This window comes from Kitasatospora sp. NPDC001132, from assembly GCF_053598415.1.
Window position 1 is genome coordinate 81084 of record NZ_JBSFKF010000022.1, and the last position, 25080, is coordinate 106163.

The 25080-nt window shown below is 74.5% G+C and carries 21 protein-coding genes and 1 pseudogene; 9 read left to right on the top strand and 13 right to left on the bottom strand.

Translation table 11 applies throughout. The features are described from left to right. Positions 1 to 359: 359 nt before the first annotated feature. Together ACWDBE_RS26080 and ACWDBE_RS26085 are read right to left on the bottom strand one after the other, a co-directional pair. Positions 360 to 1007 (bottom strand): response regulator transcription factor, encoded by a 648-nt coding sequence (locus ACWDBE_RS26080; RefSeq protein WP_355259304.1) that lies wholly within the window; start codon positions 1005 to 1007, stop codon positions 360 to 362. Continuing rightward, positions 959 to 2407, bottom strand: a complete 1449-nt coding sequence (locus tag ACWDBE_RS26085) for a histidine kinase (RefSeq protein WP_449789909.1) — start codon at positions 2405 to 2407, stop codon at positions 959 to 961. Before ACWDBE_RS26085 ends, ACWDBE_RS26080 begins: the two co-directional genes overlap by 49 nt. A 277-nt stretch (positions 2408 to 2684) precedes the next feature. Between ACWDBE_RS26085 and ACWDBE_RS26090 the strand changes: the two genes are divergently transcribed. Both ACWDBE_RS26090 and ACWDBE_RS26095 read left to right on the top strand, forming a co-directional pair. Then, positions 2685 to 3398: an ABC transporter ATP-binding protein gene (locus ACWDBE_RS26090; RefSeq protein ID WP_449809265.1), complete on the top strand. Its 714-nt coding sequence runs from the start codon at positions 2685 to 2687 to the stop codon at positions 3396 to 3398. Then, positions 3395 to 5788 carry an FtsX-like permease family protein gene (locus tag ACWDBE_RS26095; protein ID WP_449809266.1) on the top strand — a complete coding sequence of 798 codons (2394 nt, stop codon included), beginning with the start codon at positions 3395 to 3397 and terminating at the stop codon, positions 5786 to 5788. Before ACWDBE_RS26090 ends, ACWDBE_RS26095 begins: the two co-directional genes overlap by 4 nt. A gap of 341 nt (positions 5789 to 6129) precedes the next feature. Here the strand turns inward: ACWDBE_RS26095 and ACWDBE_RS26100 are convergent, their stop codons facing one another. From ACWDBE_RS26100 to ACWDBE_RS26115, 4 genes are all read right to left on the bottom strand, one after another. Beyond that, positions 6130 to 6888: a MerR family transcriptional regulator gene (locus tag ACWDBE_RS26100; RefSeq protein ID WP_449809267.1), complete on the bottom strand. Its 759-nt coding sequence runs from the start codon at positions 6886 to 6888 to the stop codon at positions 6130 to 6132. Positions 6889 to 7019: 131 nt separating this feature from the next. Beyond that, positions 7020 to 8072, bottom strand: coding sequence for a DUF2332 domain-containing protein (locus ACWDBE_RS26105; RefSeq protein ID WP_449809268.1), 1053 nt, complete (start codon positions 8070 to 8072; stop codon positions 7020 to 7022). 152 nt (positions 8073 to 8224) lie between these two features. Then, complete coding sequence (locus ACWDBE_RS26110) at positions 8225 to 9439, bottom strand: SUKH-4 family immunity protein (protein ID WP_449809269.1); 1215 nt, start codon at positions 9437 to 9439, stop codon at positions 8225 to 8227. 141 nt (positions 9440 to 9580) lie between these two features. After that, positions 9581 to 10171: a DinB family protein gene (locus tag ACWDBE_RS26115; RefSeq protein ID WP_449809270.1), complete on the bottom strand. Its 591-nt coding sequence runs from the start codon at positions 10169 to 10171 to the stop codon at positions 9581 to 9583. Positions 10172 to 10338: 167 nt separating this feature from the next. Here ACWDBE_RS26115 and ACWDBE_RS26120 point away from each other — a divergent pair, with 167 nt between their 5' ends. Further along, complete coding sequence (locus ACWDBE_RS26120; protein ID WP_449789903.1) at positions 10339 to 11178, top strand: class I SAM-dependent methyltransferase; 840 nt, start codon at positions 10339 to 10341, stop codon at positions 11176 to 11178. Positions 11179 to 11209: 31 nt separating this feature from the next. On the opposite strand, the gene ACWDBE_RS26125 is transcribed toward ACWDBE_RS26120, so the two are convergent. From ACWDBE_RS26125 to ACWDBE_RS26140, 4 genes and pseudogenes are all read right to left on the bottom strand, one after another. Next, positions 11210 to 11782, bottom strand: a complete 573-nt coding sequence (locus ACWDBE_RS26125; protein ID WP_449789902.1) for a dihydrofolate reductase family protein — start codon at positions 11780 to 11782, stop codon at positions 11210 to 11212. A 257-nt stretch (positions 11783 to 12039) separates the two neighbouring features. Then, positions 12040 to 12234, bottom strand: a pseudogene (locus ACWDBE_RS26130) (ArsR/SmtB family transcription factor); the annotation flags it as partial. A 73-nt stretch (positions 12235 to 12307) separates the two neighbouring features. After that, positions 12308 to 12703, bottom strand: coding sequence for a hypothetical protein (locus tag ACWDBE_RS26135; protein ID WP_449789901.1), 396 nt, complete (start codon positions 12701 to 12703; stop codon positions 12308 to 12310). 18 nt (positions 12704 to 12721) lie between these two features. Next, positions 12722 to 13261 (bottom strand): RNA polymerase sigma factor, encoded by a 540-nt coding sequence (locus ACWDBE_RS26140; RefSeq protein WP_449789900.1) that lies wholly within the window; start codon positions 13259 to 13261, stop codon positions 12722 to 12724. Between the two features lie 509 nt (positions 13262 to 13770). Between ACWDBE_RS26140 and ACWDBE_RS26145 the strand changes: the two genes are divergently transcribed. From ACWDBE_RS26145 to ACWDBE_RS26155, 3 genes are all read left to right on the top strand, one after another. Continuing rightward, entirely contained in the window at positions 13771 to 14433 is a 663-nt protein-coding gene (locus ACWDBE_RS26145) for a hypothetical protein (RefSeq protein ID WP_449789899.1), read from the top strand. Position 14434: 1 nt separating this feature from the next. Beyond that, on the top strand, positions 14435 to 16165 hold the full coding sequence (locus tag ACWDBE_RS26150) for a DNA polymerase Y family protein (protein ID WP_449789898.1): 1731 nt from the start codon (positions 14435 to 14437) through the stop codon (positions 16163 to 16165). Between the two features lie 63 nt (positions 16166 to 16228). Next, positions 16229 to 19519 carry an error-prone DNA polymerase gene (locus tag ACWDBE_RS26155; protein WP_449809271.1) on the top strand — a complete coding sequence of 1097 codons (3291 nt, stop codon included), beginning with the start codon at positions 16229 to 16231 and terminating at the stop codon, positions 19517 to 19519. A gap of 124 nt (positions 19520 to 19643) precedes the next feature. On the opposite strand, the gene ACWDBE_RS26160 is transcribed toward ACWDBE_RS26155, so the two are convergent. Continuing rightward, the gene (locus ACWDBE_RS26160; protein ID WP_449809272.1) at positions 19644 to 20255 is read right to left on the bottom strand and encodes a hypothetical protein; all 612 of its coding nucleotides are present in this window, start codon (positions 20253 to 20255) and stop codon (positions 19644 to 19646) included. 112 nt (positions 20256 to 20367) lie between these two features. Next, a complete protein-coding gene (locus ACWDBE_RS26165) occupies positions 20368 to 21186 on the bottom strand; it encodes a TIGR03084 family metal-binding protein (protein WP_449809273.1) in 819 nt (272 codons plus the stop codon). A 183-nt stretch (positions 21187 to 21369) separates the two neighbouring features. Between ACWDBE_RS26165 and ACWDBE_RS26170 the strand changes: the two genes are divergently transcribed. Next, positions 21370 to 22146 carry a helix-turn-helix transcriptional regulator gene (locus ACWDBE_RS26170; protein ID WP_449809274.1) on the top strand — a complete coding sequence of 259 codons (777 nt, stop codon included), beginning with the start codon at positions 21370 to 21372 and terminating at the stop codon, positions 22144 to 22146. Here ACWDBE_RS26170 and ACWDBE_RS26175 read toward each other — a convergent pair. Next, positions 22139 to 23674, bottom strand: coding sequence for an AMP-binding protein (locus ACWDBE_RS26175; RefSeq protein ID WP_449809275.1), 1536 nt, complete (start codon positions 23672 to 23674; stop codon positions 22139 to 22141). The two genes, ACWDBE_RS26170 and ACWDBE_RS26175, sit on opposite strands and share 8 nt — an antisense overlap. A 400-nt stretch (positions 23675 to 24074) precedes the next feature. Here ACWDBE_RS26175 and ACWDBE_RS26180 point away from each other — a divergent pair, with 400 nt between their 5' ends. Beyond that, on the top strand, positions 24075 to 24674 hold the full coding sequence (locus tag ACWDBE_RS26180) for a GNAT family N-acetyltransferase (RefSeq protein WP_449809276.1): 600 nt from the start codon (positions 24075 to 24077) through the stop codon (positions 24672 to 24674). Positions 24675 to 24678: 4 nt separating this feature from the next. After that, on the top strand, positions 24679 to 25065 hold the full coding sequence (locus tag ACWDBE_RS26185; protein WP_449789891.1) for a VOC family protein: 387 nt from the start codon (positions 24679 to 24681) through the stop codon (positions 25063 to 25065). The last annotated feature ends 15 nt before the right edge of the window (positions 25066 to 25080 follow it).

The window sequence follows — 25080 nt, forward strand, 5'->3', positions numbered from 1 at the left end:
GGTGCTCCGGGGGCCGGGAGGTGGCGGCGGCCGGGCAGGGGCCGCCGGTGAGGGTGGGTGGCGCGAGGTTCAGCCGGAGCGTCGACAGGACATGGTCGTCACGCGGAGCAGGTCCACGTGGCGGCGGCGAACAAGGATGAGCACCTCACCAGCGTAATTGACCCGTTCTGCGGTGGGCGAGCCCCCTGCAGCGGAGGGCCACTCGCCACTTGTCGGTGATCTATCAAGTTGTGGGGCGGTGGGGCGACGGAGCCGGAGTGCGGCCGATTGTGACTCCCTTCGATTGGCGGACCCCTTCAGGTGGCAGGCTCCTTCGGGTAGCGGACCCCTTCGGATGGACGATCCCTTGGCGGCTCCCTTCAGGAGTTGTTGAGGTAGGCCAGGACGGCGAGGACCCGGCGGTTGTCGTCGTCGGAGGGCTGGAGGTCGAGCCGGACGAAGATCGACGCGGTGTGCTTGGCGACGGCTCGCTCGGTGATCACCAGCTGCTGGGCGATCGCCGCGTTGGACCGCCCCTCCGCCATCAGCGCCAGCACCTGCCGCTCGCGCGGGGAGAGGGTGGAGACCGGGCCGGCCGAGGAGTTGTGGGTGAGCAGCCTGGTGATCACCTCCGGATCCATCGCGGTGCCGCCCTGGGCGACCCGTCGTACGGCGTCGATGAACTGGGTGCCGTCCATCACCCGGTCCTTGAGCAGGTAGCCGATCCCGCCGGTGCTGCCGGCCAGCAACTCGCGGGCGTACAGCTGCTCCACGAACTGCGACAGCACCAACACGGGCAGGCCCGGGTGAGCCCTGCGGGCCGCCAGCGCGGCCCGCAGCCCCTCGTCCGTGAAGCCCGGTGGCAGCCGGACGTCCACCACGGCGATGTCGGGCCGGTCCGCGGCCACTGCGGCGAGCAGTTGCTCGCCGTCCTCCACCGCCGCGGTGACCTTCATGCCGTTGGCCTCCAGCAGCCGGGTCAGGCCGTCCCGGAGGAGGAAGAGGTCTTCGGCGATGACAACGCGCACGGGATCTCCAGGTTCACGATGGTCGGTCCGCCGGACGGGCTGCTGATCGCGAGCACCCCGTCGAAGGCGGCCAGGCGGCGTTCGGTTCCGCTGAGGCCGGTTCCCCGGGACGGCTCGGCGCCGCCGCGCCCGTCGTCGGTGACCGATATCCGCAGCAGCCCGTCACTGTGCCCTATCTCGATCCACACGTGCGAGGCCCCGGCGTGCTTGACCACGTTGGCCAGCAGCTCCGTCACCGCGAAGTAGGCGGCCGACTCCACCGGGGCCGGCGCCCGGCCGGACAGGCTCCCGGTGAAGCTGACCGGCAGCGGCAGGTCCAGCGCCGTCGCCTGCACCGCGTCGGCCAGGCCGCGGTCGGCGAGCACCGGGGGATGGATGCCGCGGACCAGGTCCCGCAGCTCGCCCAGCGCCTTCACCGAGGACAGCCGGGCCTCGGCCAGCAGCGGCCCGAGGGCGTCCGGGTCGTGCTTCAGCTGCTCGGCCACCGTCAGCAGCATGCCCAGCGCCACGAGCCGGGCCTGCGCCCCGTCGTGCAGGTCCCGCTCGATCCGGCGCAGCTCGGCAGCTCCGGCGTCGATGGTGTCCGCCCTGGTCCGTGCGAGATGGCTGACCTGGCGGGCGAGCTCGACCCGCCGGGACGGCCCGAGCAGGGCCCGGGCGGCCTTCTCGTGGATCCTCAGGACCGGTGGGGCGGCCCACAGGGCGGCCAGCGGGGAGATGGTCAGGCCCATCGAGTAGACGACGCCCAGGGCGAAGAACCGTTCGTTCCGGCCGAAGACCTCCAGGGCGATCGGCGCCAGCAGGACGATCACGGCGACGAGCAGCACGGTGGTGCCGGTGAGCAGCACCCAGGCGAAGTCCCGCCACGTCGCCGGGTCGGTGAGCCAGCCGCCGGCCCGCAGCCGCTGCCAGGGCCCGGCCCCGGCCGGACCGCGGTACGGCACCGGGATCGGCCGCCCGCTCCACTTCCCGACCGTCCGCCTGCTCTCCGTCGCGATCCAGCGGGCGCCGAACAGCCCGAGCACCACCAGCGAGGGCGCCATCCAGAGCGAGCCGGCCCGGCCGCCGGGGGCGGCACCGCCGTAGAGGTGCGCCGCCATCAGCGCTATCGCCCCCGGGGCGAACAGCGCGGCGCCGAGCGCCCGGCCGCCGCCCCCGGTGGCCCAGCACAGCGCCCAGAGGGCGACCGGTGCCATCGGCACCGCCAGGATCAGCGGCCCGCCCGGGTGGAAGTCCCGGGGCTCGTCCGGACCGAACAGTGCGGTGGCCAGCAGGACCGGCCCCGCCAGCAGCGCGAGGAGGCCCGTCACGGCCAGCGTCACCGCGTACCAGGCACGCACCCCGTCCGCGCAGGCCCGGCCGACCCGCAGGGCCGCCCCGTTCAGCACTCCCGCGTTCATGACGCGCCCCCTCTTCCTTCCGAGACCCCCGTCCGGAGGCCTCGAGGCCACGGCTCCGGAGCCCCCCGTGGGCCCCGGTTCCGATCTTTCGCTGGGTCAGTCTGCCCGGCCGGAGCCTCCGGCGCTCTAGGCCTGAACACCCAGTTCGGGGTGTATCTGGATACACCCCGAGGAGGCCGTCCAGACGGCTGTCGGCACCCCGCCGCCGATTCGTAGCGTGATGTTCCGTCAGCCGGCCCGGGATTCCCGGTGCCGGATCTCGAACCGTGGAGGGCCCGTGAACGCGCCGATCATCCGGATCCGCGGCGTCAGCAAGACGTACGACCGATCCGACGCCGCCCGCCCCGCCCTGGCCGGGCTCGACCTGGAGGTCAGGGCCGGCGAGGCGGTGGCCGTGCTCGGCCGATCGGGCAGCGGCAAGTCCACCCTGCTGAACCTGATCGCCGGCCTCGACCGCCCGAGCGGGGGCGAGGTGGAGGTGGACGGCGTGGCCGTGCACCGGCTCGGCGAGGCCGCGCTGGCCGAGTACCGGCGGGCGCGGATCGGCATGGTGTTCCAGTTCTTCAACCTGCTGGACGACCTGAACGCGGAGGACAACGTGATGCTCCCGGCCCAGCTGGCCGGGATGCGGCGGGAGCAGGCCCGGGCCCGGGCCGGGGAGCTGCTGGAGCGGCTGGGGGTGGCCCGGCACGCCAAGGCCTTCCCCGGCCGGCTCTCCGGCGGCGAGCGCCAACGGGTCGCGGTGGCCCGGGCGCTGATGAACCGCCCGCCGCTGCTGCTGGCCGACGAGCCCACCGGGGCGCTGGACACGGCCTCGGCCGCCGACGTCCGCGACCTGCTGCGCGCTCTCAACGCGGACGGCCAGACGATCCTGCTGGTCACCCATGACACCGCGCTCGCCGAGGACTGCGCCGACCGGACGATCGAACTGCTCGACGGCCGGCTGGTCAGGGACACGGCCGCCCTGCCAGTACCGGGCGGTGGCCGATGAGCGCGCTCGGCAAGGTGGTGCGCGCCGGGGTCGGCCGTCGGCGGGTGCAGACCCTGGTCATGGTGCTCACCACGATGATGTCGGTGACGGCGTGCATCCTCGCGCTCGGGCTGCTGGTCGCCGCCCGGGGCCCGTACCAGCGCTCCTTCGCCGACCAGCACGGCGCCCACCTCAACGTGCTGTACGACCAGGCCAAGGCGAGCCCGGCCCAGCTCGCCGCGGCGGCCCGCCTGCCGGGTGTGACGGCCTCGGCCGGCCCCTACCAGGCGGTCACCGTCCAGCCGCGTTCCGGTCCAGGCACCAGGATCCCGCCGGCCGGGAGCCCCCTGCCGCCGACGACGCTGGTCGGCCGCGGCGAGAAGGGCGCGCTGGACGATCTGCGGATCACCGAGGGCCGCTGGGTCGCAGGCCCCGGGGAGGTCGTGTTCCTGGACGGACACTCCTCGCTGGCGGTCGGCGACACCATGGAGTTCCCAGGCCTTCCGGGGCACCCGGCGCTCAAGGTCGTCGGCCTGGCGGCCTCGGTCTCCTGGAGTGCGGACGGCTGGGTCGTCCCCGAGCAGGTGCCCGGGCTGACGGCGCCCGGCACCACGCCCGCCGCCCAGTACCTCTACCGCTTCGCCCACGCCGACAGCGACGCCGAGGTGGAGGTCGACCGCGCCGCGCTCGCCGGCGCCGTCCCGGCCGGGGCGCTCGCCAAGGCCACCTCCTACCGGCCCGTTCAGGAGGAGGCGAACCGGACGGCCTCGACGTTCGTCCCGTTCGTCACGGCCTTCGGGGCGCTCGGGCTGGCCATGTCGGTGCTGATCATCGGCGTCGTGGTCAGCGGCGCCGTCAGCGCCGCCACCCGGCGGATCGGCATCCTCAAGTCCCTGGGCTTCACCCCGGCCCAGGTGGTGCGCGCCTACGTCGGCCAAGCGCTGATCCCCGCCGGAGTCGGCACGGCGCTCGGGGTGCTCCTCGGCAACCTGCTGTCCGTCCCGGTCCTCGGGCTGGCCCACAAGGCCCTGCGCGGCGGACTGCTCGGCATCCCGGTCTGGGCGGACGTCGTGGTCGCGGTGGTGGCCCTGGGGGCCGTGGCGGGCACCGCGCTGGTGCCGGCGCTGCGGGCCGGGCGGCTGTGGACGGTGGAGGCGCTCGCGGTCGGCCGGACGGCGCCGGGCGCCACCCGGGCGGCCGTCCGCGGCGCGGCCGACGGGGCCGGGGCGGCCGGCCCGCTGTCCCGGGCGCAGGACCTGATCGGCCGACTTCCGGTGCCACGGGCCCTCAGCCTCGGACTGGCCTCCCCGCTCAACCGGCCGGGCCGTTCGGCGACCACGGGTGCCGCCGTGGTGCTCGGCACGGTCGGGGTCACCCTCTGCGTGGGCCTGACGCTCTCGCTGGGCTCCCTCCAGGACGGCCTGATGGCCGGCCGCGCGGGCAAGGTGGTGGTCCAGGCCCCGATCGAGGGCTCCGCGCCGCTGGCCGACCACGTGGACGAGGCGGCCGTGGCCAAGGCCATCGACTCCCGCCCGGGCACCCGAGCCTGGTACAGCAGCGCCCCGAGCCCGGCCGCCCTGGCCGGCAACACCGGGCGCTCCGAGGTGGTCGCGCTCAGCGGAGACGCTTCCTGGAGCGGCTTCCAACTGATCTCCGGCCGTTGGTTCCAGGGCCCCGGCGAGGTCGTGGTGGCCGCCGCCTACCTGCGGGCCAACCAGGCGAAGGTCGGTGACACCGTCACCCTCACCGACCACGGACGCAGCACCCCGGCGAAGATCACCGGTGAGGTCCTGGCCACCAACGACCTGGTGTTCACGGACCGGTCCACACTGGTGCCGCTCGGCGGCGCGATCCACGCCGAGGCGCTCACCTTCCACATCGACCTCACCCCGGGCACCGACGCACAGGCCTACGCCGACGGGCTGGACGAGGTCGTGAAGCCCCTGGGCCTGGGCGCCGACCCCGGCGGGGAGCACCTCAACATCGTGGTGCTGGCGATGAACACCCTGGCGGGCACGCTCACACTGCTGCTCTCCGTGGTGGCGGGGCTCGGAGTGCTGAACACCGTGCTGCTGGACACCAGGGAACGGGTGCACGACCTCGGGGTGCTCAAGGCACTCGGGATGTCACCCCGGCAGACCGTCGGCATGGTGCTCACCTCGGTCTGTGCCAGCGGGCTGGCGGCCGGGCTGATCGGGGTCCCGCTCGGCATCCTGGTGCACCACCAGGTGATGCCCGCGATGGCCCGAGCCGCCGGAATCGGTGTGCCGGATGCCGACCTCGCCGTGTTCGACCCCTCGGTGGCGGGGCCGCTGATACTCGGCGGCCTGGTGCTGGCCCTGCTCGGAGCCGTCCTCCCGGCCACCTGGGCGGCCCGCACCAGGACGGTCACGGCGCTGCGGACGGAGTGACGGCGGGGGAGAGAGGAGAGGACACGCCCTGCGCCCGGCGTCTGCCGGGGAGCCCGGGGGAGCCCCCCGTAAGGTTCCCCGGCAGAGCCGGACCGGACCGAGCTGGACTGGACCGAGCTGGACTGGACCGAGCTGGACTGGACCGAGCTGGACTGGACCGAGCCAAGCCGGACCGGGCCAAGCCGGACCGAGTCAGGCCGGGCCGAGCCAAGCGGGATCGGACAGAGCCGTTCCCGCCCGAGCCGGACGGGCAGCCCAGCACGGCCAAGGGTCGCGCGTCGGCCCGGCCGCCCGCCAGGCCCGGCCGCCCGACCAGGCCCGGCCGCCCGACCAGGCCTGGTTCAGGACAGCCGAGTCGCCGCGTACGCCTCCATGGCGGCGCGCTGGTACGCGGCCAGGCCCGGGGCGATGGCCTCGTACGCGGCACTCCACTGCTCGTTCTCGGTGCAGGAACGGGCGATCGCCAGGTACTCCTCGGTCGGGACGGACCGGATGGCGTGCAGCAGCTGGTACTCCTCGTCGATCGTGCTCTGCACGGGCTCGGCGTCGGCCGGGTGGCCGGCCGCCATCAGCTCCGCCAGGTGGATCATGCGGGCGGTCCGCTCGCGCTGTCCGGCCTCGATCTCGGCCGGGGTCATCGCGGCCGTCGCGCGCCGGGCCGCCTCGGCGTGCTCGGGGAAGTCCCGCAGGCTCGCGTCGACGTCGTCGGGCTGGATGCCCTCGAAGAGGTTCTCGGGGCGGTTGATGGTCATGGGGGTGCCGTCCTTCCGGGCGCGTTCCAGGTCGGCGATCGTGCGGGAAACGGTGGCGGCCAGGGCGTCGAGCCGGTCGCGTTCGGCGACCAGCCGCCGACGGTGGCCCCGCAGGGCCTCCAACTCGTCCACCTGATCGCCCAGGATCCGGGCGATCTCGGTCAGCCCCACGCCCAGCGCCCGCAGTACCAGGATCTGTTGCAGCTGGAGCAACTGCCGCTCCTCGTAATAGCGGTGGCCGTTGGAGCCGATCCAGGCCGGGGGCAGCAGCCCGATCTCGTCGTAGTGCCGCAGTGTTCGGGCAGTCACTCCGGACATCCGGGCCACTTCGGCGATGGGCCAGGCCATGGTCCGCCTCCCTCGTCTCCACGTCCCACGTTCGCGTGGACCGGGGCCGGTTCTCCGGCCCTGGTCACGACAGTAGAAGCTGCCGCTGCGGCAGCTTCAAGCCCGAGGGCGCCCCGCCGCCAGCGCGCCGGCTACGCCTCGCCGAACCAGTCCAGGGACTGTCCGTGCGGCCCGGTGAAGGCGACCGGCCGTTCGTCCAGGGCGAGCACGAACAGACCGGAGCCGGCCGGTGCCGGACGGGGGAGGCGTCGGGCGACGGTCGGCAGTACCGAGACCGCCTCATTGGAGATCCAGTGCCCGGAAAGCCCGCGCATCGTCGCCGCGAACTCCTCCCGCCCCTCCGGCGGCAGGTACGAGAGCACCGCGCTGTGGAACACCACCGGAGTCGCCCCTGCCGGGGCCTGCGCCACCAACTCCCGTACCGTCGCGTTGAGATCGCCGCGCACCAGCAACGGCGGTTCGGACCGGGCGACCCGGACGGCGCCGCGGAGCCGGTCCAACCGGTGGGTCTGCTCGGGCCAGACCAGTGATTCCAGCCAGCGCATGTCCTCCTCGGCCCGCACGTCCAGCGGATTGAGGTCGATCCCGGCCCGCCAGACCACCTCGGGCAGCCGCTCCCGCGGGGAGCCGGGGAACGGCACCAGCCCGGTCACCGCGCAGTCCAGCGTCACCGGGCTCGCCGCCGCGCCGAACTCGGCGCCGAACTCGGCGTCGAACTCGGCGACGGTGGCGCCGGCGCCAAGCCTGACTCCCTTCCCCGCCCCGGCCAGGAAGCGGTACCGGTACCGATACCGGTCCGGGTACAGGCAGAGCCCCGCCGAGGCGCCCACCTCGATCAGGGCGAGCGGTTGCGGCAGCGCGGCCAGCAGCGGCAGCAGGGTGGCGCAACGGCCCGCCTCGTTGGTCTGCGTCCGCCGCTCCAGCATCGTCGCCGAGACCTCGGCCCAGTGCTCCGCCACCCAGCGGCGGAAGGCCGGCCAGCCGTCCGTCACCGGCCCACCCAGGTGCCGTACCGCGCCGAACAGCAGGTTCGGCTGCCGCTTCGCGGCCGGAAGCCCGTCGAGCAGCGCACACAACTGCCCGTCTCCGGCGACGCGTTCGGCCAGCTCCTGGTAGACCGGCGAGTTGCCGCGCGCCTCCCGCTCCGCGAATTCCCGGTAGAGGTCCCCCGTACCGCTGCGCATCCCCCACACGTCCTTCCGACGTCTTCTCGAGTGATCGAATCGGCCCAGACTACGCCCGGGCCGACGCGCCACCCTCCGCCCGGAACCGACCCAGAACCGACCCGGAACCGGCTCAAGGCCGCGCCGACGGAAGGCCGCGCCGACCGACCCGCTCAGCCGAGCAGACCGCCCATGTGCCCGTCCTCGGCGAGCAGCCGCCACGAGCATCCGGGCGAGGCGAACGCCTCGGGGTCGACGGCCTCCACCAGCCCGTCCACCACCGCGCTCAGCAGCGCCTGCGGATCGAACACCGCCCAGGTCTGCCGGGCCCGGCCGTACTCCCAGCGGTCCCACTCGGCGCGCAGCCGCTCGTACGTCCAGAGGGAGTAGAGCAGGGCGGTGAGGTCACGGTTCAAGTAGGCCTCGGGGTGGCCGTCGTCGTACCAATCCGGCAGCTCCAGTCGGCCGGTGGCGCCGTCCAGGGCGATCGTCAGATCGGTCGGCCAGTCCCCGAGGGCGAGGAACTCCCGCTGGTACGGGCGCTCCTCCTCGCCGTCGAAGTACTCGGGATACGCCTCGCCCATGGTGACCAGCGGCTCCTCGCACACCCCGAACATGGCTCCGCCCAGCGGCAGGCCGACCTCGGTCAGCAGCCGTCGGGTCGGCCCGTGCACCAGGGCGGCGGGCAGTTCCTCGGGCCGGAAGAGGTGTACCCGGCCGGGGCCGCCGTCCTGGTCAGTCAGCGCCGCCAGCTCCGACACCAGCTCCAGGGCCACCTCGTACGCGGGGCCGCCCGGGCCGCCCGGCAGCGCACCCCAGCCCAACGCCCGCACCAGCAGCGCGGTGCCCCAGTGCGGGGGTGGGGCGGAGCCGTCGCCGAACAGCCCGGGGTCGATCTCCCGCATCCGTCGCTCGGCTTCCGTCAGCACCTCGGCCATCACGGTCGGGCCGCGCCGCCCGTCCAGTGCCTCCGGGCGCCGGGCCGCCTCGGCCACCGCGTCCACCTCGCGCACCAGGCCCGCCAGCGCGGCGACGCCGGAGGCCAACAGGTCCCGCCGTGGGCCGCCGTTGTCCAGGAACACCTCACCGGTCACCCCGTCCAGCAGCACCAGGCTGCCGCCGGCGGCGAACGGTGTGGAGTACGCCGTCTCCCCGAGGACGAACAGCCGCTCCGTCTCCGCGGGGACCGCCGTCGGCTCCCCGTCCCCGAGCACCTCGAAGTCCAGGAACGCCCCGGTCTCCGGCAGCCCCTCCCGCGCCAGGAACTCCCGACTCCCCGCGTGCACAACCCCAGCCGGAAGCTCCACCACCCGCTGACACCCCACGTGCCCCACCTCTCCCGGCCCACCCCGTGATCCCCAGACCCTAGCGGCCCGCCCCGACAGCACTCGGGCACTCGCCGAGCGGGGCAGCCGGTGGGAGCCGACCGGTTGCTGCGGCGCCGGGCCCTTTGCGGCGGCTCAGACCCTCCTCGCCGCACCCTCGCCGAACCTCGCCGAACCCCGCCTCACCCCCGCCCCCCTTCCTCCTCAGCCGAGGCCGCCGGCCTCCCGGGCGGCCTGCTCCACGCGGTCGTGGTGGGCCCGCCACCAGTCGGCGTCGCCGGGGGCGGTGTTGGCGCCGTCGGAGCGCTGGCCGGTGGCGCCGTCCACGAGTTCGCGGACCAGGTCGGCGTGGCCGACGTGACGGTGGGTCTCGGCGATCATGTGGACGAGCACCCGGTGGAGGGTCTGCTCGTGGCGGGCACCGAACGGCACCTTGCCGACGGCGTCCAGCGGCAGGGCCTCGATGATGGCGTCGGAGTGGGCCCAGACCCGTCGGTAGCGTCCGACGACCTCCTCGGTGCTCTCGTCCGCCCGCGCCCACATGTCGCCGTTGGGTTCGGTCTGTCCGGTGATCCACACGGGGGCCGGTTCGGGGAAGGGGCGGCCGAAGGTGTCGCCGAAGTACAGCGCCTCGGCGCCGGTGACGTGCTTGACCAGGCCCAGCAGGTTGGTCCCGGTGGGGGTGAGCGGGCGGCGCAGGTCGTACTCGGAGAGGCCTTCGAGCTTCCAGAGCAGGGCGTCGCGGGCATCCTGGATGTAGATCCGGAGATCGTTCTTGTCGTCGGTCGAAGTCATGGGACCAGTCTGTTGGCCGCAGGATGCCTGTCCATCGGGTTTCCCGTCCCGCCCGGTCCCGGCCGGCCATGGCCGTCCCGCTGGTTCCGGCCGGCTGGGACCGAGCGTCAACACGTGTCATGGTCAAGACTGTTCACCGAAAGTCAGGCCCCTTCGAAGGAGCGGCGATGACCGACGAGGCCTGGTCCTGGGACGAGACGCTGTTCGCCGGAACGGCCGCCCACTACACCCGCGGCAGGCTCCCGTACGCCCCCGGACTGGCGGAGGCGTTGGGCGAGGAACTGGGGCTCGACGGGCGGGGACGGCTGCTCGACGTGGGGTGCGGGCCGGGCACGCTGGCGTTGGGCCTGGCGCACCTGTTCGGTGAGGTCGTCGGGGTGGACCCGGACGCCGGGATGATCGCCGAGGCGCGCCGGGTGGGCGCCGCGGAGCCCAAGGCCACCTGGGTGCGGGCCCGGGCCGAGGAACTTCCGTCGGGGCTCGGCACCTTCACACTGGCGGTCTTCGGCCAGTCCTTCCACTGGATGGACCGCGACCTGGTGGCGGCGACCGTACGGCGCATGCTGCGGCCCGGCGGCGCCCTGGCGCACATCTCGGACCTGAAGGGCGAACCGCGTCCCACCGAGGGGCTGCCGCACCCGCCGGTCCCGTACGCCGCGATCGGGGAGCTGGTCCGGCACTACCTCGGCCCGGTCCGCCGCGCCGGGCAGGGGCTGCTGCCGCACGGCACGCCGGGCGACGAGGCCGCCGTCCTCGCCCGGGCGGGCTTCACCGGTCCGCGGCGGATCGTCGTCCCGGGCGGGCGGCCGCTGGAGCGCACGGCCGACGACGCGGTCGCGGGCGTCCTCGCGCTCTCCTACTCGGCCCCGCACCTGTTCGCCGAGCGCCGTCCGGACTTCGAGTCGGACCTCCGTCGACTCCTCGCCCTGACCTCGCCGTCGGGGCTCTTCTCGGAGCGGCAGCCGAGCAGCGAGGTGTTCGTCTGGCGCACAGCGGACGGGCGTTGACCATCAGGGAGGCGCGGACGGGCCCTGCCGGTCAGCGGACCACGTCGAAGACCTGCTTCTGGAGGCCGTTCCCGTACACCTGGTGCTCGACCAGCTTCAGCTTCTGGGCGTCCTTGTCCGTCGTGCTGAACATGCGCTTGCCGGCGCCGAGCAGCAGCGGGAAGACGAGCAGGTGGTAGCGGTCGATCAGGCCGGCGTCGGAGAGGGCGCGGTTCAGGGCGGCGCTGCCGTGGAGGATGATCGGGCCGCCCTCGGTCTCCTTCAGCGCGGCGACCTCGTCGAGCGAGCGCAGGATGGTGGTCTCGCCCCAGTTCGACACCAGGTCGTCCTCGGTGAGGGTGGTGGAGACGACGTACTTCGGCAGCGTCTTGTAGCGGGCGAACTCCGCCATGTCCGGCCACACCGGGCTGAACGCCTGGTAGCTGACCCGGCCGAGCAGCATCGCGGTGGCCTCCTCCTGTTCCCGCCCCTTGATCTCGAACGCCTCGGGGAGGAACTCGATGTCCTTGAAGGTCCAGCCGGAGTTCCGGTAGCCGGGTTCGCCGCCGGGGCCCTCGACCACGCCGTCGAGCGAGATGAAGGCGGTGCTGATCAGGGTGCGCATGAGTGGTTCCTCGGTTCTTTTGCGGGTCTGGGTCTGAGTCTGAGTCTGGGTAGGGATCGGGTCTGTCGGCCCGAAGGCCCGAAGGGGCAGGTCAGGCGAGGGCCTCGGCCAGCCACTGCTGCCAGGCGGCCTCGGCCTCGGCCCCGTCAGGAAGCGGGCCGAAGAGGTGGTGGAACAGCAGCACCAGGCCGGAGCCGTGGTGGAAGGTGTAGAGCCCGTCGGCGGTGCGGACCTCGACGCGTTCGTAGTCCGCCCAGACCTGCGAGTTCGACGAGGCCGTGCCGCTCCAGTTCCTTCAGGTGGTAGTTGACCTTCTGCCGGGGCAGTCCCAGTCGGGCGGCCAGCATGGCGGCCGAGGCGGGCTCGGTCAGGGCGGCGAGGAGGCGTGACCGCATCGGGTCCAGCGAGGCCTCGGCCGCGGCGGGTTCTTCGATCACGGCGACTTCCAGCACCGTTCCAGCTTCCATCCGACAAAAATTTGTCAAGGAAAAAACACTTGTCGGTAGTCCGGTCGGGCGAGCGCCGTCACCCGCCCGGCGCCGTCACCCGACGGCGCAACGGCGCCGACGTACCTCCGGACCCGTCCTCCCGGTGCTCGCCCTCGCCTTGGCCGGCGACGGTCAGCCTGCACTGGCCGTCCCCGCAGGAGCGCTGGAGGCGGCCCCGCGAGATCGTCTGCATCAGGCCGATCGTCCAGCAGGTCGGGCAGCCGCGCAGGGCGAACAGGCCGACCGGCAGGAGGGTCAGGGCGACCGGCCCGACCACCGGGATGACGGCGACCGAGCCGACCAGCGCACCGAAACCCACCACGCCGCGCACGACGTGCTCGAGCAGGGACCTGCTCGCGAAGTCGGGGCCGTCGGGTCCGGCATCGGACCCGTGCTTCGTCCCATCCTTCGTCTTGCCCGTCGTTCCAGTCATCGTTGCCTCCATCCGGATTCAGGTGGTGGCCCGCAGGGCCTGTTGGACCGCCGTACGGGCCCGGTGCAGGCGCGACTTCATCGCCGCCGTGCTGAGGCCCAGTGCGTCGGCGACCGCGCGGCCGCTGTGGCCCTGGATGTCCCGCATGATCAGCACGCGGCGCTGGTCCGGGGGCAGGGCGGCGATAGCGGCCGCCACCGTGCCCGCCTCCAGGCTCTGCAGAACCTGGTCCTCGGCCGAGGGCGCGGGGGTGTCCTGCCGCAACGGCACGCTGCGGTCCCGCAGGTGGGCGCGTGCGCGTCGGAGGCACTCGTTGCGGACGATGCGGAACATCCACGACGCCAGGGCGCCGGAGGCCCGCAGCATCCCGATCTTGCGGTACAGGATGATCAGGGCCTCCTGTGCCGCGTCCTCCGCGTCCTCCGGGGTGGCGCAGAGGGAGCGGGCGAATCGCTGCACGTTGGGGTGCGAGCCCGACACCAGTGCGGTGATCGAGTCGACGTCGCCACCCTGCGCGGCCGCGATCAGCCGTGCGCCGGGCCAGGTCGATTCAGCCACGTCCGGCTCGCCTGCGCTTCACGACCACCATGCAGGTGCAGAGCAGCACCAGGGCGACGGCGATGCCGATTCCGATGATCATCACTACCTCCGGATCCCGTGCCGGACGTTCGTCGGCACGGTCTATAAGAGGTGCGCGCCCCCTCGAAGGATTCGGCCGTGCGGCGGAAAAGTCGCCCGCGTTCCCGGTGGATCGCCGTCGGCCGTGCCCGGCAGCGGCCTGGGGCCAAGCCCACCGACCTACGGCCAGGCCACAGTGGGGCCGGTTGCGGAGAGTGACAGGTGGGGTGACCTGGGCGGACTTGAATCTTTGCGAACGAATGTTCGATCCTGGGGTTGTGCCCGTTTTCGAATCTGTTTTCGAATCCACCGCTGAGCAGCCCGCCCGCCCCGTGCTCCGCCCGGTGGCGTCCCCGGCTGCCGTGCCGGGGAAGCCGGGGGAGCAGGGGGAGCGAGAGGAGCGGGGGACGCCGGGTACCTGGCAGACGGCGGTGGGGGCCCGGGGGCTGGTGCCGGTGCCTTCCGCGCTGCGGGAGGTGCTGCCCGACGCCGGGCTGCGCCGGGGGACGGCGGTGTCGGTGGCGGGCGGGGACACCGGGCTGCTGCTGGCGCTGGCCGCCGGGGTGAAGGAGACCGAGGGCGGCTGGGCCGCGGCGGTCGGACTGCCGGACCTGGGGTTGGCCGCCGCCGAGGGGTACGGGCTGGACCTGCGACGGCTGTTGGTCGTGGACGACCCGGGGGCGCACTGGGCCGAGGTGGTCTCGGTGCTGGCCGGCGCGGTCGAGCTGATCATGCTGCGCCCGGACGGGCCGGTGCCGCCGAAGCTGGCCGCCCGGCTGGCGGCGGTGCTGCGGCGCAGCGGCTGCGTGCTGCTGGTCGCCGGCCCATGGCCGGGCGCGGCACTGCGGCTGGGGGTGCGCTCGGGGCGCTGGTTCGGGCTGGGCGACGGCCACGGGCAGCTCGTCGGCCGACAGGTGGAGGTGGTGGCCGAGGGCCGCGGCTCGGCGGTGCACGGCCGGACGGCCCGGCTCTGGCTGCCGGACGAGCACGGCGCGGTGCGCCCGCTCCAGGAGCAGCCGCTCCGGGAACAGCCACAACCGGCGGCAATCCCGGCGATCCCGGTGATACCGGCGGCGGAGCCGTTGGCCCCCCGCGTGGCGGCGGTGGTCTGAGATGGCGGACGACAGAACCCCCCGGGTGCTGGTGGTCTGGTGCCCGGACTGGCCGGTGGTGGCCCTCACCGGCGACGACCCGGTCGCGGTGACCGAGGGCGGGCGGATCCTCGCCTGCTCGGCGGGCGCCCGGGAGGCCGGGGTGCGGCAGGGGCAGCGGCTCAAGCTGGCTCAGCGGCTCTGCCCGTCGCTGGAACTGCGCGACCGCGACCCGGAGGCGGAGACCCGCCGCTTCGAGCCGGTGGTCGCGGCGGTGGAGGCGTTCACGCCCCGGGTGGAGGTGATCCGCCCGGGCCTGTGTGCGATCCCGGTGAAGGGCCCGGGCCGCTACTTCGGCGGTGAGGAGGCGCTGGCCGCCAAGGTCGGCAGAGCGGTGGCGGACGCCCTCGGGCAGCCGCTCGTCCCGGACGCCGTCCCGGGTGCGGTGGCCGTCCCGGTTGCGGCGCCCGTCGAAGCCCGGCCCGTCGAAGCCCGATCCGTCGAGGCCCGGTCGGCAACCGCTCCGCAGGCCCAGGTCGGCGTCGCCGACGGCCTGTTCGCCGCCGTGCTCGCCGCCCGGGCCGGGGTGCTGGTCCCGGCCGGCCGGACGGCGGAGTTCCTCGCCCCGTACCCGGTGAGCGCGCTGGGTGACGAGGCGCTGGCCGAGTTGCTCGGGCGGCTCGGCCTGCCCACCGTCGGGGCCTTCGCCGCGCTGCCGGCCGAGTCGGTCGCGGACCGCTTCGGCCCCTCCGGGACGGTCGCGCACCGGCTGGCCCGAGGCTTGCAGCCGCGCCCGCTGGTGCCGCGCGAGGAGGAGCCGGACCTCGCCGTCGAGCAGCGCTTCGACCCGCCGGAGCTGCTGGCCGAGCCGCTGGTGTTCGTCGCCCGCACGCTGGCCGAGCAGCTGCACCAGCGGCTCGCCGGGGCCGGGCTGACCTGCCGCCGGGTGGCCGTCGAGGTGGCCTGCGCGGACGGCCGGACGGCCTCCCGGCTGTGGGGGCACGAGGGCCGGCTGTCCGCGACGGCGCTGGCCGAGCGGGTCCGCTGGCAGCTCCAGGCCTGGCAGGGCGCGGGCACCTTCGCGGGCACCTCCGAGGGCGCCTCCGCGCGCAACGACCAGAGCAGTGACCCGAGCAGCGACCCGAGCAGCGCCCGGGGCAGCGATCCGAGCAGCGCCCCGGACGGCCAGGTCGGCTTCACCCTGCTCCGGCTGGCCCCCGACGGCCTCTCCCCGGACCAGGGCCGCCAGCTCGCGCTGTGGGGCCAAGCCGTCGCGGACGACCGGGTGGAGCGCGCGGTCGCCAGGGTGCAGGCGGTGCTCGGGCACGCCGGGCTGCGCCGGATCGAGCCGGCCGGCGGGCGGGGCCCGGGCGAGCAGGTGGTCAAGGTGCCGTGGGGCGAGCCGTACGAGGCGGCGGTGCCGGCCGACGCGCCCTGGCCGGGGCGGCTGCCGGAGGTGTGGCCCGCCGTGGTGCTGCGGGAGCCGGCGTCGGTGCGGGTGCTGGACGGGGCCGGGCGGCCGGTCACGGTGGACGGCCGGGCGGGGGTGTCGGCCCGGCCGGCCCTGGTCGTGGTCCGGGGCCGGGAGGAGCGGGTGGACGGCTGGACCGGGCCATGGCCGGCGGTCGAGTACTGGTGGGACCAGTCGCTGGCCCGGCGCCGGGCGCGGTTCCAGGTCGTGGTGGGCGGCGGCCGGGCGCTGCTGCTCACCGTGGAGGGGGGTGCCTGGTACCTGGAAGCCGGCTACGACTAGCGGCTCCGGAACCCAGTGGGAGGGGGGAGCAGGACGAGTACGAGAACGACGAAGGCGACCCCGATGGGCTTCACCAGCCACCCCACCGTTCCCTGGAGCGAGCTGCACCGCAGACTGACCGGTGCCGCGCCGGACCGTACGGTCGTCCCGCTGCGCCGCACCCGTCCCGTTCCCGAGGAGCCCCCGACCCCGGGCCCCGGCCCCGAACCCGGCCCCGAACCCTGGGCCGAGCTGCACGTCCACTCCGCCTTCAGCTTCCTGGACGGCGCCAGCGATCCGGAGGACCTGGTCGCGGAGGCGGTCCGGCTGGGCGTGGAGACCCTCGCGATCACCGACCACGACGGCCTGTACGGCGCCGTCCGGCTCGCCGGGGCGGCCCGGGGCACGGGCCTGGCCACCGCGTTCGGCGCCGAACTGACGATCCGTCACGAAAGTTCGACGGAACACCTGTTGGTCCTCGCCCGTGACCCGGCCGGCTACCGCCGCCTCTCCGCCGCGATCGCCGCCGCCCAGCTGGCCGGCGGCGCCAAGGGCAACCCGGTGTACGACCTCGAGGCGCTCGCCGGGGCGCACGACGGTCACTGGGCGGTGCTCACCGGCTGCCGCCTCGGCCGGGTCCCCGCCGCGCTGGCCGACCCGCCCGCCGACCCGGGCACCCGCCCGAGCGCCCACCGGAACGCCACCCCACCCGCCACCCGGAGCGAGGCCGAGCACCGACTCCGCACCCTCACCGAGGCGTTCGGCCGCGAGAACGTCCACGTCGAGCTGATCGACCAGTGGCTGCCCGGCGACGACCGGCGCAACGACGCCCTCGCCGCCCTCGCGGCGAAGGCGGGTCTCCCCGTCGTCGCCTCCACCAACGCCCACCACGCCGGCCCCGCCCAGGGCCGACTCGCGCAGAGCCTCGCCGCGCTGCACGGGCGCCGCACCCTCCAGGACGCGGTCGGCTGGACCCGGGCGGCCGGCACCGCGCACCTGCGCTCGGGCCGCGAGATGGCCGGCCGGCTGGCCCGTTTCCCCGGAGTGCAGCGGGCCACCGTCGAACTCGGCCGGGCCTGCGCCTTCGACTTCGCCCGGCTGGACCCGGAGCTGCCCGGCTTCCCCGTCCCCGCGGGCGAGACCGAGATCAGCCACCTGCGGGCCCTGGTCGCGGCCGGCGGCCCGGCCCGGTTCGGCCCCGGCAACGCCGCCGCCCGCCGCCAGCTCGCCAAGGAACTGGACGTGATCGAGGACCTCGACCTGGCCGGCTACTTCCTGATCGTGCACGACATCGTGGACTTCTGCCGGAGCCGGGACATCTGGTGCCAGGGCCGCGGCTCGGCCGCCAACTCGGCGGTCTGCTACGCCCTCGGGATCACCGCCGTCGACCCGATCCACTACAAGCTGCTGTTCGAACGCTTCCTCTCCACCGCCCGGGACGGGCCGCCCGACATCGACCTGGACATCGAGAACCGCCGCCGCGAGGAGGTCATCCAGTACGTCTACGGCCGCTACGGGCGCGAGCACGCCGCCCAGGTCGCCAACGTGATCACCTACCGGCCCCGGCTGGCGATCCGCGACGCCGCCCGGGTGCTCGGCTACCCGCAGGGGCAGGTGGACGCGTTCAGCCGGCAGACCGACTTCCGCTCCGCCCCCGGCGCGGACGCCGTCATCCCCGCCGACGTGCTCCAGCTCGCCACCCAGCTCCACGGCCTGCCCCGCCACCTGGGCATCCACTCGGGCGGCATGGTGCTCACCCGGGAGCCGATCGGCGAGATCTGTCCCACCGAGTGGGCCCGGATGCCCGGGCGCTCCGTGCTCCAGTGGGACAAGGAGTCCACCGCCGGCGCCGGGCTGGTGAAGATCGACCTGCTCGGCCTCGGCATGCTCGCGGCCCTGCACGACGCCTGCGACCTGGTCGCGGAGCACCACGGCCTGCGCTACGACCTGGCCACCATCCCGGACGACGACAAGGGCGTGTACGCGATGCTGCGCCGGGCCGACACCGTCGGGGTGTTCCAGGTCGAGTCCAGGGCGCAGATGGCGACCCTGCCCCGGCTCAAGCCGGACCACTTCTACGACCTGGTGGTCGAGGTCGCGCTGATCCGACCCGGCCCGATCCAGGGCGGATCCGTCCACCCGTACCTGCGCCGCCGCGCCGGGGCCGAGCCGCCCGGCTGCCCGCACCCGCTGATGGAGAACGCGCTCGGCAAGACCCTGGGGGTGCCGCTGTTCCAGGAGCAGATGATGCAACTCGCCATCGACTGCGCCGGGTTCACCCCCGCGGAGGCCGACCGGCTGCGCCAGGCGATGGGCGCCAAGCGCTCGCACGAGCGGGTCGCCCGGCTGCGCGAGCGGCTGCTGGGCGGGATGGCCGAGCGCGGCATCCCGCCCGAGGTGGCCGAGGACGTCTACGGCAAGATCGAGGCCTTCTCCAACTACGGCTTCCCGGAGAGCCACGCGATCAGCTTCGCCTACCTGGTGTACGCCAGCGCCTGGCTCAAGTACCACTTCCCTGCGGCCTTCACCTGCGCCCTGCTGGCCAACCAGCCGATGGGCTTCTACTCGCCGCTCAGCCTGGTCACGGACGTCCGGCGGCACGGCGTGCGGGTGCGCGGGGTGGACGTCAACGCCAGCGGGGCGCGGCCCTCCCTGGAGCCGTACCGGGGGCCGACCCCCAAGCCGCCGCTGACCGCAGGGCGCCCGCAGCCGGCGATCCGGCTCGGCCTGGAGACGGTGCGCGGCATCGGCACCCCGCAGGCCGAGGCGATCGTGGCCGGGCAGCCGTACGCCGACCTGGAGGACTTCGCCCGCCGCACCGGTCTGCCGGGGCCCGTCCTGGAGGCGCTGGCGACGGCCGGGGCCTTCGACTGCTTCGGACTGACGCGACGTCAGGCGCTTTGGGCGGCAGGGGCGTTCGCCGGAATCTCGGCCGAGCTGATCCCCGGCGCCACCCCCGGCACCGAGGCGCCGGAGCTGCCCGGCATGAGCCCGGTCGAAGAGACCATCGCCGACCTGTGGGCCACCGGCACCTCCGCCACCAGCCATCCACTCCAGCACCTGCGCGCCCAGCTGGAGCGCGGCGGAGCCCTCTCCGCCGACCGGCTCCCGGACGTGCCGCCGGGGACGGCCGTGGTGGTCGGCGGCCTGGTCACCCACCGGCAGCGGCCGCCGACGGCCGGCGGGGTGCTCTTCCTCAGCCTGGAGGACGAGACCGGGCTGATCAACGTGATCTGCAACCGTCCGGTCTGGGAGTCCCAGCGCCGCACCGCCCTGGACCGGGCCGGGCTGCTGGTCCACGGGCACATCGAGCGCGACCGGGGCGCCACCAACCTGATCGCCACCCGGCTCACCCCGCTGCGGATCGGCCTGTGAGCGGCTCCCCGTTCCGGAGGACGGGCCGCTCGGCGAGGCCGGGCGGCGGGAAGGCGCCGTCCGTGCGGCGGGCGGGCGTTGTCCGTGCGGTGGGCGGGCGTTGTCCGTGCGGTGCGTCAGAGCGTCAGACCGGGTAGCCGATCTCCGCGAGGTCCTCGGCGAGCTCCTCCAGGTCGGTGTCCGGGTTGAGCGCCGCCACCACGGCCGGGGTGAGCGGGCGCAGCGCCAGGACGTGCCCGATCGCGGCCGGGTCCAGCTCGTGCTCCGGCTCGAAGTACTCCTCGGCCCACGCCAGGTAGGCCTCCGCGGAACCGTCCAGCAGCAGCTCGAAGAGGCCCTCCGCGCCCCGCTCGGCGGCCGCGCCGCGCCAGGCGGCGTCCTGCGGCGCGCGCCAGAAGCAGACCGTCACGACCGGCCCGTCCTCGTCCTGGAAGGCGGGCTCCTCGGCGAAGCGGCGGAACTCCTCGGGGACGGCCGCGAGCAGCTCCGGACTGTTCGCGGCCCCGTGGCCGAAGCCCCGCCCGTAGACGCCGGCGGGGGAGAACACCATGAACCAGTCGGACCCCTCGCCGTCGCGCATCGAGGCCATCTCCTCGCCCTCGCCCCAGGCGGAGTCGAAGGAGTAGTACCGCGCCGCCCAGTCGTCCGGGCAGATGATCGCGTCGAGCATGGCCGGCGCGCGGCAGCGGTCGCGCAGGTCGGGGATGGCGGGCAGGCGGCTGAGCAGGTCGTTCATGCCCACCATTCAATCCCGGGGGCCGACAACGGATCCCCGGGGCCCGGTGCGTGTCCCCTCGCGGCCCGCGCCCCCCGGTGCGCGCCGTACATCCTGCGTCCAGGCGCCCGCCCTACGCCCCGGGCGGTCGACCCTTGCCCGGCGCCCCGGCGAAGGCCTGGGCGATCGGGAGCCAAGCGGTCGCGACCGGCCCGGTGGCGGTGAGGGCGAGGTCGTCCCGGTGGCGGCGCTGGGTCACCAGCAGGCAGAAGTCCAGGGCCGGCCCGGCCACCACGTCCTGCGCCCCGGCCGGGCCGATGGACCAGGTGCCGCCGTCGGGCGCGGCCAGTTCGAGCCGGACCGGGCGCTCGGGCGCGGGCAGCCCGTGCAGGGTGAATGCGAAGCCCAGGGTGCGCAGCCCCAGGTGGGCGATGTGCCGCAGCCGGTCGGTGGGCTCGCGGGTGGCGCCGAGCGCGTCCGCGACGTCCTGGCCGTGCGCCCAGGTCTCCATCAGCCGCGCGGTCGCCATCGAGGCGGGTTTCATCGGCGGGCCGAACCAGGGCAGCCGGACGTCGGCCGGGGCCGCGCCGAGCGTGGCCAGCACCTCCGCCCGCCCGGCCCGCCAGCGGGCGAGCAGCGCCGCGGGCTCGGCGGCCGCTCCGGCGCGGGCGCCCTCCTCGACCGGGTCGGCGCCGGCCGCCGACAGCTCGGCGAACCGCCCGCCGAGCGAGGCGCCGAAGCCCTCCGGATCGCGTGCGGCCAGCGCCGTCCAGTCGTCCGTCCAGGCCAGGTGGGCGATCTGGTGGGCCACCGTCCAGCCCTCGGCGGGCGTCGGGCGGGCCCAGCCCGCGGCCGGCAGTCCGGCGACCAGGTCGTCCAGCACCGCGCTCTCGGTTCGCAGGTCCGCCAGCAGACCGCCCAGGACGTCGTCCGGGGCCTTCGGCTCGGTCATCGGTTCCCCTTCCGGTCAAGGCGGTTGCCGCCGGTGGCCAGCACCCGCTTCCGCAGGTGTTCACCACCCGCCGGTAGCGTCCGCGCGCACCCTACGCCCGGGCAGCCGCCGGCGTCCGCGACTCCACGAAACACGCATGTCAGGACTCTCGCCACCGGCCCCACCGCGTGTGACAATTCCGCGATGACCAGGGCTGCGGACCCCCGCCTTGCGCAACCCCTCGACGACGCTGCGCAACCCGACGATCCCCAACTCGCCGCGCGCGCCGCCGAGCTGGTGCGCGAGGCCGTGCTCGGCGACCTCGCCCGCCGGGTGGTGGCGGAGTGCGGCGTCGACGTCGGCCTGGTCGGCGTGCCCGAGCCGCTGCCCGGCAGCCGCCCCGACGCCGAGGGCATGGTGCTGCGGCACTGGGCCGGCACCCGGGCCGACCTGCTGCACGACATACCCGTCCCGGCCGGACTCGGCCTCGGCGGCCGGGCGCTCGCCGAGCGCGCACCCACCTGGGTGCCCGACTACCGTGCGGCGACGAACATTTCGCACCACTACGACGCGGCCGTGGCCGCCGACGACCTGTACGCGATGCTCACCGTCCCGCTGATGGACGGCGGCACCGTGCACGGCGTGGTGTACGCCTCGCTGCGCACCGTCGTCCCGTTCGGGGACGTGCGGATCTCCGCGGTCGGCACGCTGGCGAAAGCGGCGGCCCGGGCGCTCGCCGGAGCCGCCGCCTGGAACCGCGAGCGGCCCCGGAAGCCCTCCACCGTACCGCCGTTGACCCCGCGCGAGCACGAGGTGCTGCGCTGGGCGGCGACCGGCCGGACCAACCCGGAGATCGCCGCCCGGCTGGGCCTGACCTGCAACACGGTGACGGGCTACCTCAAGTCCGCGATGCACAAGCTCGGGGTCCGCAATCGGACCGAACTCGCCCTAGCGGCGCGGGAGTCGGGGCTCGTCAGTTGACCTGGCGGTCCCGCCCGGACCAATACGGCTCGCGCAGCCGGAACTTCTGCAGCTTCCCGGTGGCGGTGCGCGGCAGGGAGTCCCGGAACTCCACCGTGGTGGGCGACTTGTAGCCCGCCAGCCGCTGCTTGCAGTGCGCGATCAACTCGGCCTCGGTGACCGCCTCGTGGCCCTCCCGGAGCACCACCAGCGCCTTCACCGTCTCGCCCCACTTCTCGTGCGGCACCCCGATCACCGCCGTCTCGGCGACCGCCGGGTGGTCGTACAGGCAGTCCTCCACCTCGATCGAGGAGACGTTCTCCCCGCCGCTGATGATGACGTCCTTCTTGCGGTCCGAGATGGTCAGCAGGCCGTCCGTGAGGGTGCCGCCGTCGCCGGTGTGGAACCAGCCGTCGCGCAGCGCCTCGGCGCTCGCCTCGGGCTGCTGCCAGTAGCCGTCCAGCACGGTGTTGGAGCGCACCAGCACCTCTCCGGAGGGATCCACCCGCAGCCGGGTGCCGAGCGCCGGGGCGCCCGCCCGCACCAGCTTCTCGGCCCGCTCGGCGGCCGGGAGCGCGTCCCACTCGGCCCGCGAGCGGTTGACCGTGACCACGGGGGAGGTCTCGGTCAGGCCGTAGAGCTGCATGAACTCCCAGCCCAGCTGCTCCTCGACCTGCTGGATCACCGAGGTCGGCGGCGGGGCGCCGGCCACGATCATCCGCACCCGGTCCCGGCCGGGCACCGGGCCGTCCCAGTCGGCGGCGGCGTCCAGCACCATCTGGACCACGGCGGGTGCGCCGGACAGGAAGGTCACCCCGTGCCGCTCGACCCGGCGCAGGATCTCCGCGCCGTCCACCTTGCGCAGCACGATGTGCTGCGCGCCCAGGCCGGTGAGCGAGAACGGCAGGCCCCAGCCGTTGGCGTGGAACATCGGCAGGGTGTGCAGGTAGACGTCCCGGTCGCCGGCGCCGTAGTGCAGGGCCATCACCGTCGCGTTCAACCAGATGTTGCGGTGGGTGAGCTGAACGCCCTTGGGGCGGGCGGTGGTTCCGCTGGTGTAGTTGATGGTGGCGGTGTCGTTCTCGTCCACCGCGTAGCGCCGCGGGGTGCCGTCGAAGTCGTACAGCACGGCGTCGCTGTCCGCGCCGAGCACGAACTTGTGCTTGGCCACCACCCCGCCCAGCGAGTCCGCGACCTCGGGGTCGACCAGCAGCACGGAGGCGCCGCTCTGCTCGACGATGTACGACACCTCCTCGGCCTTCAGCCGGAAGTTCACCGGCACCAGCACCCGGCCGTACCCGCTCACCCCGAAGAAGGAGGTCAGCAGCCGGGCCGAGTTGTGCGAGACGATCGCGACCCGCTCGCCCGGCCCGACGCCGAGCCGGTCCAGCCCGGCGGCCTGGGCCCGGGCCAGCTCGGCGACCCTGCGGTAGCTCAGCTCGCCCCAGGATTCGGCCGGCTGCACCGGCTCGTCGACGATGCCGACCCGGTCGCCGTAGACCAGCTCGGCCCGGTCGAGGAAGTCCATCACGGAGAGTGGAATCTGCATGGGGCCCACTGTCCTCCCCGGCCCGCGCCCTGCACACCCCCGATCGGGGGTGTCACCCGTCCGTGGGTACCGCACCCGTGCCCGCGGTTGTGCCCGTGCCCGTATCCCCGCCCGCACCCGCCCCCACCCGCCCCGCCTCGCCCGGGGTGCCGCGGCCGCCGCCAGTGCCGCCGCCAGCCGCTCCCGGGCGATCCCCAGCACCCGCCCGGACGGCCGGTTCGCCGGCACGTCCCCGCCCCGGCAGTCCAGCAGCGGCCGCGGCCCGCCGCCGGGCCAGTCAGCTGGAGCCCGACCCTCCGCTTGCTGCGCCCGGCGCGGACAGCGGGCCGCAGTGCCTGCCTCCGCGCCCGCCGACTGCTAGGAAGGCCGCAACGCACGGTCCACCCACGGGGAGCACATCATGAACGACCACCGGCCCGACGCCTCGCTGGGGCTGGGAGGGCCTCAAGTGACCGCCACCGCGGCCATTTCGGCCGACGGCCTGGTGCTGCGGCCCTTCGAGGACGCCGACGCGCCCGCCCTGGTCGAGGCCTACCGCGACGAGACCCTGCGCCGCTTCACCCGCACCCCGGTGAACGACGCCGAGCAGGCCGCGCACTGGCTGCGGCTCCAGTACGAGGGCCGGGCGGCCGGGACCCGGTACTCCTTCGCCGTCCTGGACGCCGGCGAGCTGGTCGGCAACGTCGTGCTCAAGCGCGGCACCCCGGGCGGGGAGAGGGCCGAGGTGGGGTACTGGACGGCCGGCCCGGCCCGCGGCCGGGGGGTGGCGCCGCGCGCGGTGGAGGCCCTCACCGCCTGGGCCTTCGCCACCTTCGCCGCCGACGGTCTGCGCCGGATCGACCTGCTGCACGAGGGCGACAACCACGCCTCCTGCCGGGTCGCGGAGAAGAGCGGCTACGCCTTCACGGAGATCGTCCCGGCCTTCCCGCCGTACCCGCTGGACGGCCACCGGCACTCCCGGAATTGGCTGGACGGATCCGCTCGGCGCACTTCAGAGTAGGCGCATGGCTTCTTTGGTACGACATGTGACGATCGACTGCGCCGACCCGTACGCCCTGGCCGGCTTCTGGGTCGAGGCGCTGGAAGGCACCCTGGGCGCGGACGACAAGCCCGGTGACGAGATGGCCGTGGTGGAGTCCGCCGGCGCCTCGCTGCTCTTCATCCGGGTGCCCGAGGGCAAGTCGGTGAAGAACCGGGTCCACCTCGACCTCCAGCCGCAGGACCGCGGCCGGGACGAGGAGGTGGAGCGCCTGGTGGCCCTGGGCGCCACCGTCCTGGAGGACCACCGCCGGCCGGACGGCAAGGGGTGGGTCACCCTGTCCGACCCGGAGGGCAACGAATTGTGCGTCGAGCGCAGCCAGGCCGAGCGGGTCGCCACCGGCGACGCCTGACCGCCCGGCCGGGCG

Excerpts from the sequence above, each read along its gene's own strand:
- ACWDBE_RS26085 (WP_449789909.1), bottom strand. The coding sequence starts at position 2,407 with ATGAACGCGGGAGTGCTGAACGGGGCGGCCCTGCGGGTCGGCCGGGCC.
- ACWDBE_RS26095 (WP_449809266.1), top strand. The coding sequence starts at position 3,395 with ATGAGCGCGCTCGGCAAGGTGGTGCGCGCCGGGGTCGGCCGTCGGCGG.
- ACWDBE_RS26100 (WP_449809267.1), bottom strand. The coding sequence starts at position 6,888 with ATGGCCTGGCCCATCGCCGAAGTGGCCCGGATGTCCGGAGTGACTGCC.
- ACWDBE_RS26105 (WP_449809268.1), bottom strand. The coding sequence starts at position 8,072 with ATGCGCAGCGGTACGGGGGACCTCTACCGGGAATTCGCGGAGCGGGAG.
- ACWDBE_RS26115 (WP_449809270.1), bottom strand. The coding sequence starts at position 10,171 with ATGACTTCGACCGACGACAAGAACGATCTCCGGATCTACATCCAGGAT.
- ACWDBE_RS26120 (WP_449789903.1), top strand. The coding sequence starts at position 10,339 with ATGACCGACGAGGCCTGGTCCTGGGACGAGACGCTGTTCGCCGGAACG.
- ACWDBE_RS26125 (WP_449789902.1), bottom strand. The coding sequence starts at position 11,782 with ATGCGCACCCTGATCAGCACCGCCTTCATCTCGCTCGACGGCGTGGTC.
- ACWDBE_RS26135 (WP_449789901.1), bottom strand. The coding sequence starts at position 12,703 with ATGACTGGAACGACGGGCAAGACGAAGGATGGGACGAAGCACGGGTCC.
- ACWDBE_RS26150 (WP_449789898.1), top strand. The coding sequence starts at position 14,435 with ATGGCGGACGACAGAACCCCCCGGGTGCTGGTGGTCTGGTGCCCGGAC.
- ACWDBE_RS26155 (WP_449809271.1), top strand. The coding sequence starts at position 16,229 with ATGGGCTTCACCAGCCACCCCACCGTTCCCTGGAGCGAGCTGCACCGC.
- ACWDBE_RS26160 (WP_449809272.1), bottom strand. The coding sequence starts at position 20,255 with ATGAACGACCTGCTCAGCCGCCTGCCCGCCATCCCCGACCTGCGCGAC.
- ACWDBE_RS26165 (WP_449809273.1), bottom strand. The coding sequence starts at position 21,186 with ATGACCGAGCCGAAGGCCCCGGACGACGTCCTGGGCGGTCTGCTGGCG.
- ACWDBE_RS26170 (WP_449809274.1), top strand. The coding sequence starts at position 21,370 with ATGACCAGGGCTGCGGACCCCCGCCTTGCGCAACCCCTCGACGACGCT.
- ACWDBE_RS26175 (WP_449809275.1), bottom strand. The coding sequence starts at position 23,674 with ATGCAGATTCCACTCTCCGTGATGGACTTCCTCGACCGGGCCGAGCTG.
- ACWDBE_RS26180 (WP_449809276.1), top strand. The coding sequence starts at position 24,075 with ATGAACGACCACCGGCCCGACGCCTCGCTGGGGCTGGGAGGGCCTCAA.
- ACWDBE_RS26185 (WP_449789891.1), top strand. The coding sequence starts at position 24,679 with ATGGCTTCTTTGGTACGACATGTGACGATCGACTGCGCCGACCCGTAC.